Genomic DNA, 14,101 nt, shown 5'->3' with positions numbered 1-14,101 from the left:
TCGGCGGCTCCTCAGACGCGGCCCATCGCAAAGCCTTTTGCGATGTAGTGGCGGACAAACCAGATCACGATCGCGCCGGGCACGATGGTCAGCGTGCCGGCCGCGGCCAGCGTGGCCCAGTCCATGCCGCTGGCACTGACCGTGCGCGTCATCGTGGCCACGATGGGCTTGGCGTTCACGCTGGTCAGCGTGCGCGCCAGCAGCAGCTCCACCCAGCTGAACATGAAGCAGAAGAACGCGGCCACGCCGATGCCGGCCTTGATCAGCGGGATGAACACGGTGAGGAAGAAGCGCGGGAAGCTGTAGCCATCGATGTAGGCGGTCTCGTCGATCTCGCGCGGGATGCCGCTCATGAAGCCTTCCAGGATCCACACCGCCAGCGGCACGTTGAACAGCAGGTGCGCCAGCGCCACGGCGATGTGCGTGTCCATCAGCCCCACCGTGGTGTAGAGCTGGAAGAACGGCAGCAGGAACACCGCCGGCGGCGTCATGCGGTTGGTCAGCAGCCAGAAGAACACATGCTTGTCGCCCAGGAAGCTGTAGCGGCTGAAGGCGTAGGCCGCCGGCAGCGCCACGGTGAGCGAGATCACCGTGTTGATGGCCACGTAGATCAGGCTGTTGATGTAGCCCGAGTACCAGCTGGCATCGGTGAAGATGGTCTGGTAGTTGGCCCAGGTGAAGTGCTGCGGAAACAGCGAGAAGCTGGCCAGGATCTCCTCGTTGGTCTTGAAGCTCATGTTCACCATCCAGTAGATGGGGAGCACGGCGAACACGAGGTACAGCGCCAGCACCAGGCTGCGCAGCGGCGAGCGCGGTTCACTCATGGCCGGCTCCTTCCGTGGCGGTGGTGCCCACGCGCTGCATCCAGTTGTAGAGGATGAAGCACAGCAGCAGGATGATGAGGAAGTAGATCAGCGAGAAGGCCGCGGCCGGTCCCAGGTCGAACTGGCCGACCGCCTTCTGCGTGAGGTACTGGCTGAGGAAGGTGGTGGCATTGCCGGGGCCGCCACCGGTGAGCACGAAGGGCTCGGTGTAGATCATGAAGCTGTCCATGAAGCGCAGCAGCACCGCGATCATCAGCACGCCGCGCATCTTGGGCAGCTGGATGTAGCGGAACACCGCCAGCTTGCTGGCGCCGTCGATGCGCGCGGCCTGGTAGTAGGCGTCGGGAATGCTGCGCAGGCCCGCGAAGCACAGCAGCGCCACCAGCGGCGTCCAGTGCCACACGTCCATGATCAGCACCGTCAGCCAGGCATGGGTGGAATTGCCGGTGTAGCTGTACTCGATGCCCAGCTTCTGCAGCGCGGCGCCCAGCAGGCCGATGTCGGCGCGGCCGAAGATCTGCCAGATGGTACCGACCACGTTCCAGGGGATCAGCAGGCTCAGCGCCACCACCACCAGCACCGCGCTGCTCTTCCAGCCACTGGCCGGCATGCTGAGCGCCAGCGCGATGCCCAGCGGAATCTCCACCGCCAGCACCGCCAGCGAGAAGCCGATCTGGCGCAGCAGGGCCTCGTGCAGATCGGGGTCGCGCATCACCTGGGCGAACCATTCGGTGCCCACGAACACGCGGCGCTCGGGGCTGATGATGTCCTGCACCGAGTAGTTCACCACCGTCATCAGCGGCAGGATGGCCGAGAAGGCCACACAGAGAAAGACCGGCAGCACCAGCCACCAGGCCTTCTGGTTGACCGGCTTCATGCGCCCGCCTCCATCGTGTTGGGTTGGGTGTCGAGCAGCCGCTCGTCGGCGCCGTACCAGCAGCTGTGCGTGCCCAGCAGGCCCAGCCAGGCGGTGCTGCCGACGGTGGGCACGCTCAGCTCGGGCGCCAGGCGGGCGCGCACCGCGTGCTCGCCGTTGGCACCGACCCGGGCGGTGAGCAGGCGATAGGTGCCGATGTCCTGCACACGCTCCACCGTGGCCGGCAGCGCGCCGGCGGCGCCGGCCGCGGCCAGCGTCACGTACTCGGGGCGCACGCCCAGCGTCTGCGCACCGGCCGGCGCCTGGGCGCCGGCCAGCAGCGTGGCGGGCAGGAAGTTCATGCCCGGCGAGCCGATGAAGTGGCCCACGAAGCGGTGTGCCGGGCGCTCGAACAACGCATCGGGCGTGCCCACCTGCACCGCGCGGCCCCGCGTCATCACCACCACCTGGTCGGCGAAGGTCAGCGCCTCCACCTGGTCGTGCGTGACGTAGATCAGCGTGAGCTTGAGCTCATGGTGGATCTGCTTGAGCTTGCGCCGCAGCTGCCACTTCAGGTGCGGGTCGATCACGGTCAGCGGCTCGTCGAACAGCACGGCCGAGACATCCTCGCGCACCAGGCCGCGGCCCAGGCTGATCTTCTGCTTGGCATCGGCGGCCAGGCCCGCGGCGCGGGTGTTCAGCTGGCCCGAGAGCTCCAGCATCTCGGCGATCTGGCCCACGCGGGCCTTGATGCGCTCGGGCGCGACGCCGCGGTTCTTCAACGGGAAGGCCAGGTTCTCGGCCACCGTCATGGTGTCGTAGATCACCGGGAACTGGAACACCTGGGCGATGTTGCGCTGCTGCGGCGACTTGCGCGTGACGTCGTCGCTGCCGAAGCGCACCGTGCCGTGCGAGGGCTGCACCAGGCCGGAGATGATGTTCAGCATGGTGGTTTTGCCGCAGCCCGAGGGGCCCAGCAGCGCATAGGCGCCACCGTCGTCGAACGTCATCTTCAGCGGCAGCAGCGCGTAGTCGCTGTCCTGCTGCGGATCGGGCTTGTAGCTGTGCGCCAGGTCGAGGTCGATGCGGGCCATGTCAGTTCACCCCCGCCATCAGCCGCTCGATCGCCGGGGCGCGCTTGAGCGCACCGTCGGCCGCGAACACGTAGACCTGCTGCGGATCCAGGTACAGCGTGATGCGCGCGCCCAGCTCGAAGTAGTGCACGCCGGTCAGCTGCACCACCAGCTCGCCGGCGGGCGTGTCGGCATGCACGAAGGTGTCGGAGCCCGAGATCTCGGCCAGCTCCACCGTGCCGGGCAGTGCGATGTCGCCCGGGCGCTGCTGCACGCGCAGCGCGCCGGCACGCACGCCCAGCGTGGTGTCGGGGGTGGCCGCGGCCAGGCTGTCGGACAGGTGCGGACCCAGGGCCTGCGCGCCGCCGGTGATCAGGTTCATCGGCGGATCGCTGAAGGCGCGCGCCACGCGCAGGCTGGCCGGGCGGTGGAAGACCTCGGCCGTGGGGCCGTACTGCAGCAGCTCGCCGGCATCCATCACGGCGGTGTAGCCGCCCAGCAGCAGCGCCTCGGTGGGCTCGGTGGTGGCGTACACCACGGTGGAATCACCGGCGGCAAACAGCGCCGAGAGCTCGTCGCGCAGTTCCTCGCGCAGCTTGTAGTCCAGGTTGACCAGCGGCTCGTCCAGCAGCATCAGCGGTGCGTTCTTGGCCAGCGCGCGGGCCAGGGCCACGCGCTGCTGCTGGCCGCCCGACAGCTCGGCCGGCAGGCGCTTCAGGAAGGGCTCGATGTGCAGCTGCGCGGCCAGGGCCTGCACGCGGGCCGCGATGGCCGCCTTGTCCATGCCCCCGCGCAGCTTGAGCGGCGAGGCGATGTTGTCGGCCACCGTCATCGACGGGTAGTTGATGAACTGCTGGTACACCATGGCCACGTTGCGGTCGCGCACCGGCATGCCGGTGACATCGCGGCCATCGACCCGCACCTGGCCCTCGGTGGGCACGTCCAGCCCGGCCATCAGGCGCATCAGCGTGGTCTTGCCGGCCTGGGTGGCGCCCAGCAGCACGGTCACCGTGCCGGGCTGCAGCGCCAGGTTCAGTCGGTAGAGATGGGTGGCGGCATCGACGCGGTGTTCGATGCCGTCTAACGTCAGTTGCACGGAGTCTCCTGGCCGGTGGCCTTGCTGTCTTCTTCAGGGAAATGCGTGGCCCACCATTGCGCCACCGCCTCGCGCTGCGGCGCACTCAGGTGCAACCCGAGCTTGCTGCGCCGCCACAGCACGTCGTCGGCGCTGCGCGCCCACTCGTGCTGCTGCAGGTAGCGCAGCTCGCATTCGTACAGGCCCGGCGCCACCTCGGCACCCGGCGCGGCGCCCAGTGCCAGCACGCGATCGACGCGGCTGCCATAGGCCCGCGCCCAGCGCGCACGCACCGCGGCCGGCAGCAGCGGATGGCGCTGCGCCATCACCTCGATGAAGCGGGCGATGTCGGCATCGGGCCGCTGCGCGGCACCGATCCAGCCGCGCAGGTCGCCGCCGGGCAGCGACGCGCCGCGCGTCCAGGCCAGCCGGGCCGTCGCGGGCCCACCCAGGCGGCGCACCAGTTCGTCGGCGGCCTCCTCGGCCAGCTTGCGGAAGGTGGTGATCTTGCCGCCCCACACGGTGAGCAGCGGGCCGCTGGCGCCCTCGCCGTCGAACTCCAGCAGGTAGTCGCGCGTGACGGCCGAGGCATCGCCCGATTCGTCGTCGAGCAGCGGGCGCACGCCGGCATAGGTCCACACCACGTCGGCCGGGCGCACCGGCTTGGCGAAGTAGCGGCTGGCCTGCTCGCACAGGTAGGCGGTCTCGTTGCCGTCGATCTGCGCGGTGCCAGGGTCGCCCTGGATCTCGACGTCGGTGGTGCCGATCAGCGTGAAGTTGCCCTCGTAGGGGATGGCGAAGATGATGCGGCGGTCGGGGTTCTGGAAGATGTAGGCGTGGTCGTGGTCGAACATCTTCGGCACCACGATGTGGCTGCCCTTGACCAGACGCAGCGAGCGCGCGCTGGCCTGGCGCGCCCGGTCACGCAGGAACTCGCCGGCCCACGGCCCGGCGGCATTCACCAGGGCCCGCGCCTGCACCTGCACCGGCGCACCGCCGGCGGGCTGCAGCGTGGCGCGCCAGCCGGTGCCGCTGCGCTGCGCATCCACCACCGTGCAGCGGGTCAGCACCGTGGCGCCGCGCTCGACGGCGTCGATGGCGTTCAGCACCACCAGGCGGGCGTCGTCCACCCAGCCGTCGCTGTACACGAAGCCGCGCGTGAAGCCGGGCTTCAGCGGCGCACCGGCGGCATGGCGGTGCAGGTTCACCGTGGTGCTGCCGGGCAGCCACTCGCGCTTGGCCAGGTGGTCGTACAGGAACAGGCCGGCGCGGATCATCCACACCGGCCGCATCGAGGGGTCGTGCGGCATCACGAAGCGCAGCGGCCACATGATGTGCGGCGCGCTTTTCAGCAGCACCTCGCGCTCGGCCAGCGCCTTGCGCACCAGGTTGAACTCGTAGTACTCGAGGTAGCGCAGGCCGCCGTGGATCAGCTTGGTGCTCGACGACGAGGTGTGGCGCGCCAGGTCGTCGCGCTCGGCCAGCAGCACCTTCAGGCCACGGCCGGCCAGGTCACGCGCGATGCCGGCGCCGTTGATGCCGCCGCCCACCACCAGCACATCGCAGTGCGTGGGCAGGGCGCCGGCAGACGCTCGCGGCGAATCCGGCGCCATGGCGCCGGCCTGGGGCTCGGTCAATCGGGTCTCCTCGGATCCGCGGGCAGGGACAGCGCGGTGTGATGCCTCGGTGGGCTCGGTGGGCTCGGTCTTGTGTTCGTTCGAACCCCAAACGCGCATTCGTTTGTGTTCGTTCTTTTTCTTTTTTAGCCGATCGGATGATCGAATGCAAGCGGGTTCGCCCCGGGAGAACCCGAAGCGAAGATCGCTTACGCTCGCTGCCGCTGGCGGACGGTGGTGCCGCCACGCTGCCCCATCCCCTCCATCCCCCTGCTGTCGTCGATGCTGAATCACCCTCGTCAGGAAGCCATGCTGGCCGCCGTGCGCGAACTCGGCACCGCCAGCGTGGAGGCCCTGGCCGAGCGCTTCGGCGTCACGCTGCAGACCGTGCGCCGCGATGTGAAGCTGCTGGCCGATGCCGGCCTGGTGGCGCGCTTCCACGGCGGCGTGCGCCTGCCCAGCAGCACCACCGAGAACATCGCCTACCGCCAGCGCCAGGCCCTGCACGACGAGGGCAAGCAGCGCATCGCGCGCGCCATCGCGGCCCAGGTGCCCGACGGCTGCAGCCTGATCCTGAACATCGGCACCACCACCGAGGCCATCGCGCGCGAGCTGGTGGGCCGGCGTGGCCTGCGCGTCATCACCAACAACCTGAACGTGGCGGCCATCCTGAGCGACAACCCCGACTGCGAGGTGATCGTGGCCGGCGGCGTGGTGCGCCACCGCGACCGCGGCATCGTCGGCGAGGCCACGGTGGAGTTCATCGGCCAGTTCCGTGTCGACATCGGCCTGATCGGCATCTCGGGCATCGAGGCCGACGGCACGCTGCGCGACTACGACTACCGCGAGGTGAAGGTGGCGCAGGCCATCATCCGCGCCAGCCGCCAGGTGTGGCTGGCCGCCGACCACAGCAAGTTCAACCGCCCGGCGATGGTGGAGGTGGGCCGGCTGGACCAGGTGGACCAGCTGTTCACCGACGCCCCGCCGCCGCCGCCCTTCGAGGCCCTGCTGGCCGAAGCCGACGTGCAGTGCACCGTGGCAGGAGACAACCCATGACGACGAAGACCCATGTGCTCGCCCTCGACCAGGGCACCAGCAGCTCGCGCAGCATCGTGTTCGACGGCCAGGGCCGCATCGTGGCCATGGCGCAGCGCGAGTTCCGCCAGATCTACCCGCAGCCCGGCTGGGTGGAGCACGACCCCGAGGAGATCTGGCAGAGCCAGCTCGACACCGCGCGCGAGGCGCTGGCCAAGGCCGGGCTGACCGCCGCCGACATCGCGGCAATAGGCATCACCAACCAGCGCGAGACCACCGTGGTGTGGAACCGCCGCACCGGCCAGGCCATCCACAACGCCATCGTCTGGCAGGACCGCCGCGGCGAGCCGCTGTGCGCGCAACTGCGCGAGCACGGCCATGCCGAGGCCATCCGCGCCAGCACCGGCCTGGTGGTGGACGCCTACTTCTCGGCCAGCAAGATCCGCTGGATCCTGGACCATGTGCCCACGGCCCACATCGACGCCGCACACGGCGACCTGGCCTTCGGCACCATCGACAGCTGGCTGCTGTGGAAGCTGACCGGCGGCCATGTGCACGCCACCGACGTCAGCAACGCCGCGCGCACCATGCTGTTCGACGTGCGCCACAACACCTGGGACCACGAGCTGCTGAAGCTGCTGCACGTGCCCGACAGCCTGCTGCCGCAGGTGCATCCGTCGTCGCATGTGTTCGGCGAGAGCCTGCCCGGCCTGCTGGGCGCCGCCATCCCGATTGCCGGCATGGCCGGCGACCAGCAGAGCGCGCTGTTCGGCCAGGCCTGCTTCTCGGCCGGACTGGCCAAGAACACCTACGGCACCGGCTGCTTCATGTTGATGCACACCGGCCCGAAGTTCCAGCTGTCGGCCAACGGCCTGATCACCACCAGCGCCGCCCAGCCGAACACGACCGCTCAATACGCGCTGGAAGGCAGCGTGTTCATCGGCGGTGCCGTGGTGCAGTGGCTGCGCGACGGGCTCAAGGCCATCCAGGGCAGTGGCGAGGTGCAGGCCCTGGCCGAGAGCGTGCCCGACGCCGGCGGCGTGATGTTCGTGCCCGCCTTCACCGGCCTGGGTGCGCCCTACTGGGACGCCAACTGCCGCGGCGCCATCGTCGGCCTGACGCGCGGCAGCACCGTGGCCCACATCGCCCGCGCCGCGCTGGAGAGCATCGCGTTCCAGAGCGCCGCGCTGCTGCAGGCCATGAGCAAGGACGCGGTGGCCGCCGGCGGTGCCGCCGTGAGCGAGCTGCGCGTGGACGGCGGCGCCTGCGTCAACGACCTGCTGATGCAGTTCCAGGCCGACCTGCTGGGCATCCCGGTGGTGCGACCGCAGGTCATCGAGACCACGGCACTCGGTGCCGCGTACCTGGCCGGCTTGGCCACCGGCGTGTGGCGCAACACCGACGAGCTGGCCGCGCTGTGGCAGGCCGAACGCCGCTTCCACCCCACGCTGTCGCGCGAGCGCGCGGCCGAGCGCATGGCGCAGTGGGAGCAGGCGGTGCGGCAGACCACGGCGGCTTGACAGGGCCCGGCGCGCCCGTCGGCCGGCCGGCCTGCCTGCCGGCGCGTCAGCCGCGGCGCCGACGTGCGCCGGCCAAGCCCGCTCCGGCCAGTGCCAGCACGGCCAGCGACAACGCCGCCGGCTCGGGCACCTGGCCGGTGGTGGGCGTCGAACCCGTGCCACCGCCCTGCGTCTGCGGGTTCAGGTCGAACACCCACTCACCGCCATTGGGTGGGTTGTTGGCCGAGCCGAACGGCAGGTTGTAAAACGACAGCGTGAGGCTGTCGGCCGTGAAGGCCCAGTCGACCGTGCTCCATCCGGCGTTCGGATCGCCGACATGGCCGATGCCGGAACTCAGCTGCACCGCGCTGATTGGCTGGCCCAGGTCCAGGCCGCTCAGGACGATCTGGAACAGCACCGTGTTGTAGGCGTAGACATTGTTCGTGGCCGGCGTGTTCTCGTAGGCCGAGACGCGCACCGACGAGGCGCCGATGTCGACCGAGATGTCCCAGGTCTCGGTGGAGGCGGCCCAGGGGGCAAAGCGCCACCGACCATTGAACTCGACGCCCGCGCCCACGGTCACCGCCGCCGGGCTGAAGGCCTGCGGCACATCGCCCCAGATCGGCGAGTTCAGTCTGCCGTTCACGCTGTCGCCGATCAGCGAGGCCTGCGCCGCCGTCGACACCACCAGCGCCGCCGCCACGGCAGCGGCCGCGCGCATTCCATTCACGCACTTCATCTCGCACCTCTCCCAGTCACCACACAATCGGCCACGCCCCGTGCGGGCGCCGCACTGGGTCCACATGCTCGCGGCGCAGCGTCCGGGGCGTCCTTGAGAAGCCTGAAAATTCCTGAAGCGGCGCCCCCTCAATCGCGGGACCGTCGAACTGCCGCCGATGCATTACCGATTCGACCGCTACGAACTGCTGGAGCCGCGCCGCGAACTGCGGCGGGATGGCCAGCCGCTGCATCTGGGGGCCAGGGCCTTCGACGTGCTGCTGGTGCTGCTGAGCCACGCCGACCGCGTGGTCACCAAGGCGGAACTGCTGGACCGCGTGTGGCCCGGCGCGGTGGTCGAGGAGAACAACCTGCAGGTGCAGATCAGCACACTGCGCAAGCTGCTGGGCGAGCGCGCCATCGCCACCATCCCGCGACGCGGCTACCGCTTCACGCTGCCACTCACGGACGCGGCGACCGCCCCGCCGACGCCCGCAGGGCTGCCTGCGCAGCGCGCTGCACCTGGCAATTTGCCGGCGGCACTGCCCCCCATCATTGGCCGCGAGGCCGAACAGCGGATGCTGGCGCAGGCACTGCAGGCGCAGGTCACGGTGTCCATCGTTGCCACCGGCGGCGTGGGCAAGACGCACCTGGCGCGGGCCGTGGCGGCACAGTGGCGCAGCGGCGAGCGCGCCGTGTGGTGGGTGGACCTGGCCGCACTGCGCCATCCGGCGCTGGTAGCCCCCACCCTGGCGCGCGCGCTGGGCGTGCAGGAGGCCGCCGGCCACACCCCGGAGCAGACGGTGGCCGACGCCCTGCGCGACCAGGACGGCCTGCTGCTGCTCGACAACTGCGAGCACCTGCTGCCCGCCGTGGTGCGACTGGTCGAGCAGGTGCGCGCCGCCGCACCGCGGCTGCGCCTGCTGATCACCAGCCAGCAAGCGCTGAAGACTGCCGACGAGTGGGTCTACCGCCTGGACACCCTGCCGCTGCCGCACGGTGACGCGCTGCCACTCGTGGCGCGCAGCACCGCCGTCCAGCTGTTCGTGCAGCGCGTGCAGGCGCTGCAGCCCGGCTTCGCGCTGGACGCCGGCAATGCCGCGGCCGTGGCCCAGCTGTGCCGGCGGCTGGACGGCATCCCGCTGGCGCTGGAGCTGGCGGCCGCGCGCGTGCCGCTGCTGGGCCTGGGCGGCCTGGCCGAACGGCTCGACCAGCGCCTGCAGCTGCTGCGCGGCCATGGCCGCCGCGGTCTCAGCCGCCACGACACACTGCAGGCGGCGCTGGCCTTCAGCCACGGCCTGCTCTCGCCCGACGAGCAGGCCGTGTACCGGCGACTGGGCGTGTTCGCCGGCAGCTTCTCCTCCGCCGCCGCCCAGGCCGTGGCGGCCGATGCGCAGGTCGACGCCTGGGCCGTGCTGGACCACCTGGCCGCGCTGGTCGACAAGTCCATGCTGCTGCTGGCGCCGGGCGACACACCCCGCCTTCGCCTGCTGGAGACCACCCGCGCCCATGCCTTGCACTGCCTGGCCGAGGCCGGCGAGACCGCCGCCGTGCAGGCCCGCCATGCCCAGGCCATCGCCGCCCAGGTGGCGGCAATGGCCCAGGACTACTGGGCGATCGGCGATGCCGAGATGCGCGCGCGCTGCGAGCCCGACCACGACAACCTGCATGTGGCCATCGCGTGGGCGCTCGCGCACGACCCGGCCCTGGCCGTACGCCTGGTGGGCGACGCCGGCCCGCTGTGGCGCGAAGCCCTGTCGCAGCAACCCGAGGGCGCGCGTTATTGCGAGGCGGCCCTGGCCTGCGTGCGAGCCGACACGCCGGCGCTGGACCATGGCCGCCTGCTGCACACCCAGGCCTGGATGCTGATCTGGTCGCAGCAGCGGCGCGCACGCAGCGTCGCGCTGCGCGCCGCCGAGCTGCTGCGTGGCACGCCCGACACCGCCACGCTGGGCATGACGCTGCTGCTGCTGATCCCCGGCACCACCCGGCCCGATGCCACGCAGGAGGCGGCGCTGGCCGAGCTGCAGCGCCTGCACAGCCCGCAGGCCGCGCCTCGCGTGCGCGTGCAGCTGCTCAGCGCCAGCGCGCGCCTGGCCATGGGCGCGGGTCGCTATGACGAAGCCCTGCAGCTGTACGGCCAGGCGCGTGAACTGCTGGACGGCTGCGGCGCCGTGCAATGGGCCGGCGTGCTGGCCTGGACCATGGCCGGCATCGCGATGACGCTGGACGACCTGGACTTCGCCGTCGACACGCTGCGCCAGACCGCCGACCGACTGGACGCGCAGCCGGTGCGCGGCATCTTCCTGGCCTTCGCGCTGGGCAGCCTGGCCACGGCCCTGCTGCTGCGCGGCGACACCGCCGCCGCGCGCGCGGCACTGGCGCGCGCCGCGCCGCTGATCGTGCGCTACGACCTGGGCTTCCGCTACGCCGCCACCGCCGCCGGACTGGCCGCGGCCGAGCAGCGCTGGTTCAGCGCCGCCCGGCTGATGGGTTATGGAGAGTCGGCCCGGCGCGCCAGCGGCGTCGACGCCGAGGAGCCCGCCGAGCTGCGCGTGCGCGCGCGGACCGATGCGGCACTGCAGGCAAGGCCCGAGGCCACGGCGCTGGCATCGGCGCGCGGCGCCGGCCGCCTGCTCGATACCGCCGGCGCCTTCGGCGTCGCCCTGGGGCAGACCTGAGGTCAGGGTCCTGGCCAGGCACGCACAATCGGCCGGCACGCCGAGCCACAGAACAGGAGGACGCCATGGCCACGCGCAGGACATCCGCCGCACCGAGCGCACCCGCCAAGCCCAAGGTCTTCGTCAGCTGGTCGGGCCCGTCCAGCGAAGGGGCGGCCAAGGCGCTGAAGAAGGCCATCGAGGCGGTGTTCAATGGCGTCGAGGCCTGGGTGTCCAGCGAGGACATCAAGCTCGGCGAGGAATGGTTCGGCAAGCTCACCGGCGCGCTGGCCGAATCGCGCTTTGCCATCGTGTGCCTGACGCGGCGCAACCTGATCTCGGGCTGGGTGATGTTCGAGACCGGCGCGGTGGCCGGCACCTTCCGCGACAAGGCCAAGGTGGTGCCAGTGCTGCTGGAAGGCGACACCAACGACCTGGTCGACCCGCTCAAGCGCTTCAACGGCACGGCCTTCAACGAGGCCGGCATGCGCCGGCTGTTCGAATCGATCAACCTGCATGTCGGCTCGCCGCTCACCGACGAAGCCGTGCGCGAGCTGCTGCGCAAGCAGTGGAAGACGCTGAAGAAGGCCGTGGACACGGCGCTGCGCGCCGAGCCGAAGTACGACGTGTTCCTGTCGGTGCCGATGGCCGCCTTTGCCAGCGACGCCCAGTACCAGGCGTTCCGCACCGATGCACTGAGGGTGGTGGAAGGCCTGCGCCAGCGCTGCGGCCTGCGCGTCTATTGCGCGCTGGAGAAGATCGCCAGCACCCAGAAGTTCGAGACCGGCGGCACGGCGGCGCAACAGGACCTGGCGGCCCTGGCCGACAGCGCCAACCTGGTGCTGATCTACCCCGAGCGCCTGGCCACCAGCGCGCTGTTCGAGGCCGGCTTCGCCCTGGCGCGCGGCCTGCCCTGCCGCTTCTTCGTGCGCGACCAGAGCCAGCCCCAGTTCCGCCTGCCCTACCTGATGGGCAAGCTGCCCGAGGCCTACTCCAACGTGTCGATCATCGACGCGTCCGAATGGCAAAGCTTCGACGACATCACCGAGCGGCTGGTGGAGAACCAGGCCGCGTGGTTCGGCCGCCGCCTGGCGGCGCTGCCCAAGTGAGGCCCGCATGAGCAAGCTGCACACCGCCACCCGCCTCGACGGCCACCGCGTGCTGATCACGCAGGCCGACACATTCATGGGCCCAGCCTTCTGCGAGGGCTTTGCCGCCTGCGGCGCCGAGGTGATCGCCGACACGCGTGCGCTGGCCGATGACCCGCAAGCCCCGGCCGCGATGGTGGCCGAGGCCGGCCACGTGGATGCGCTGGTGATCCACCTGGCGCTGCCGGCGCCGTCCACGCTGGCGGGTGATGTGACCGACGACGAATGGCGCGCCGTGTTCGCGGCCATGGTCGACCCGATGCCGCGCCTGCTGGCCGCCGTGCTGCCGCAGATGCGCGAGCGTGGATCAGGAAACGTGCTGGTGATCGGCAGCGCCGGTGCGCTGCGTGGCCAGAAGCGCACCGCCAGCTACAGCGCGGCGCGGGGCGCGCAACTGGCCTGGGTGCGCTCGGTGGGGCTGGAGCTGGCGCCGCTGGGCGTGCGGGTGAACGCCATCGCGCAGAACTTCGTCGACAACCCCACCTACTTCGGCCCCGAGGTGCAGGCCAACCCGCGCTTCCAGGAGCGCCTGAAGCGCGAGGTGCCGCTGGGCCGCCTGGTGGCGCCGCACGAGGACGCGCTGTTTGCCGCCTACCTGTGCAGCCCGGCAGCGGCATGCTTTGTTGGCCAGGTTTTCCCTGTCTGTGGCGGATGGGTGCAAGGCTGACGACAGACCACGGCTCGCCGGGGTGCGATGATTCGCTGAAGTAGACAACGGGGAGGCTCGCAGTGAGGATTCGAGCGCTTGTATTCGGAACCACCGGCACAGGAAAGACCAGCCTTTGCAACGTGCTCACGGGGTCAAATGCTCGTCCGGCCGACAACGGCCCGTTGGGGGTGACCAGCAAGGCACATCTGTATCGGCCATTCCAGCATGGCAGTCACTCGATCGAACTGATCGACACCGTCGGACTGCATGAAAGCGTTCACGGCACGATCCCTCCGGAGCAAGCTATGCAGCAGTTGCTGGATCTGCTTTGCAAGTCGAAGGACGGCTACAACGTCCTCATTCATGTCACAAAGGCTGGGCGAATCACCGAGCACCACGACCAGGATCACACGTTTTTCGTAGAGAAGCTGACTCAGCGGCAGGTGCCCGTCATCCTGGCGATCACGGGCTGCGAGAACGACGACCCTATGTCATCGTGGCTTGATCGGCACGGCTCAGCGTTTGCCCGGTTCGGCTACCAAGCCAAGGTGCCTACATGCTTCGCGTCGGGCGGTGCGCTCGAATCGCACTACGCCGCGCTGCGGTCGGCAAGCCGCAGCGACCTGCTGGGCGCGATCGCAGCGGTCGCGCTTCCTGCCCCGTACCTCCTGTACGGTCAGTCTTCCGCCTCCACCATGAAGTCCGTCTTGTTCCGGCTATGGAACGATGCTGTTGACGTTTTCGGCCTACCAGCCAAATGGCGCAGCCAGGTCAATGAGTCGGCCTGGGATCTGATGCAGCGCATTGGGGTGCCACGAAAGGTGATGGAAATGATGGTCGCGCATCTTCCCGATGTGATGGCCGAGCTGGGCGGCAAGTTGCCAATCCCTGGCGGCTCGGCACTCCTGCGCAAATTCACTGATGCACTGCTCCGGAAGTGACATGACCG

The 14,101-nt window shown here is 70.1% G+C and carries 12 protein-coding genes; 6 read left to right on the top strand and 6 right to left on the bottom strand.

Features of this window, described 5'->3' with window-relative positions:
• Nucleotides 1–11: 11 nt before the first annotated feature.
• Genes AACH10_RS23125 through glpD form a run of 5 tightly spaced genes read right to left on the bottom strand, consistent with a single transcriptional unit; the run spans nt 12 to nt 5,441 of the window.
• The gene (locus AACH10_RS23125; protein WP_341412911.1) at nt 12–824 is read right to left on the bottom strand and encodes a carbohydrate ABC transporter permease; all 813 of its coding nucleotides are present in this window, start codon (nt 822–824) and stop codon (nt 12–14) included.
• Nucleotides 817–1,701, bottom strand: coding sequence for a carbohydrate ABC transporter permease (locus AACH10_RS23120; RefSeq protein WP_341412910.1), 885 nt, complete (start codon nt 1,699–1,701; stop codon nt 817–819). The genes AACH10_RS23125 and AACH10_RS23120 overlap by 8 nt, the downstream gene beginning before the upstream one ends.
• Nucleotides 1,698–2,774, bottom strand: coding sequence for an ABC transporter ATP-binding protein (locus tag AACH10_RS23115; RefSeq protein ID WP_341412909.1), 1,077 nt, complete (start codon nt 2,772–2,774; stop codon nt 1,698–1,700). The genes AACH10_RS23120 and AACH10_RS23115 overlap by 4 nt, the downstream gene beginning before the upstream one ends.
• Nucleotide 2,775: 1 nt before the next feature.
• Complete coding sequence (locus tag AACH10_RS23110) at nt 2,776–3,849, bottom strand: ABC transporter ATP-binding protein (protein ID WP_341412908.1); 1,074 nt, start codon at nt 3,847–3,849, stop codon at nt 2,776–2,778.
• Nucleotides 3,840–5,441: a glycerol-3-phosphate dehydrogenase gene (gene glpD / locus AACH10_RS23105; protein ID WP_341413282.1), complete on the bottom strand. Its 1,602-nt coding sequence runs from the start codon at nt 5,439–5,441 to the stop codon at nt 3,840–3,842. The genes AACH10_RS23110 and glpD overlap by 10 nt, the downstream gene beginning before the upstream one ends.
• 273 nt (nt 5,442–5,714) lie before the next feature.
• On the opposite strand from glpD, the gene AACH10_RS23100 reads away from it, so the two are divergent.
• On the top strand, nt 5,715–6,500 hold the full coding sequence (locus tag AACH10_RS23100) for a DeoR/GlpR family DNA-binding transcription regulator (protein WP_479725280.1): 786 nt from the start codon (nt 5,715–5,717) through the stop codon (nt 6,498–6,500).
• A complete protein-coding gene (gene glpK / locus AACH10_RS23095; RefSeq protein WP_341412906.1) occupies nt 6,497–7,999 on the top strand; it encodes a glycerol kinase GlpK in 1,503 nt (500 codons plus the stop codon). Before AACH10_RS23100 ends, glpK begins: the two co-directional genes overlap by 4 nt.
• 46 nt (nt 8,000–8,045) lie before the next feature.
• Here glpK and AACH10_RS23090 read toward each other — a convergent pair whose 3' ends face one another.
• Nucleotides 8,046–8,717 (bottom strand): PEP-CTERM sorting domain-containing protein, encoded by a 672-nt coding sequence (locus AACH10_RS23090; protein WP_341412905.1) that lies wholly within the window; start codon nt 8,715–8,717, stop codon nt 8,046–8,048.
• A gap of 157 nt (nt 8,718–8,874) precedes the next feature.
• On the opposite strand from AACH10_RS23090, the gene AACH10_RS23085 reads away from it, so the two are divergent.
• The 4 genes from AACH10_RS23085 to AACH10_RS23070 all read left to right on the top strand — a co-directional run bounded on the left by AACH10_RS23085 (nt 8,875) and on the right by AACH10_RS23070 (nt 14,093).
• Nucleotides 8,875–11,376, top strand: coding sequence for an ATP-binding protein (locus tag AACH10_RS23085; RefSeq protein ID WP_341412904.1), 2,502 nt, complete (start codon nt 8,875–8,877; stop codon nt 11,374–11,376).
• A gap of 65 nt (nt 11,377–11,441) precedes the next feature.
• Nucleotides 11,442–12,464 carry a toll/interleukin-1 receptor domain-containing protein gene (locus tag AACH10_RS23080; protein ID WP_341412903.1) on the top strand — a complete coding sequence of 341 codons (1,023 nt, stop codon included), beginning with the start codon at nt 11,442–11,444 and terminating at the stop codon, nt 12,462–12,464.
• A 7-nt stretch (nt 12,465–12,471) separates the two neighbouring features.
• A complete protein-coding gene (locus tag AACH10_RS23075) occupies nt 12,472–13,170 on the top strand; it encodes an SDR family NAD(P)-dependent oxidoreductase (protein WP_341412902.1) in 699 nt (232 codons plus the stop codon).
• Nucleotides 13,171–13,232: 62 nt separating this feature from the next.
• Nucleotides 13,233–14,093, top strand: coding sequence for a GTPase (locus AACH10_RS23070; protein WP_341412901.1), 861 nt, complete (start codon nt 13,233–13,235; stop codon nt 14,091–14,093).
• Nucleotides 14,094–14,101 lie beyond the last annotated feature (8 nt).

The sequence above is a fragment of the Pseudaquabacterium inlustre genome, from assembly GCF_038066595.1.
In the GTDB taxonomy this organism is placed as follows: Bacteria; Pseudomonadota; Gammaproteobacteria; order Burkholderiales; family Burkholderiaceae_C; genus Pseudaquabacterium; species Pseudaquabacterium inlustre.
The sequence above is the reverse complement of the archived record's forward strand: the minus strand, read 5'-3'. Positions and strand labels throughout refer to the sequence as shown.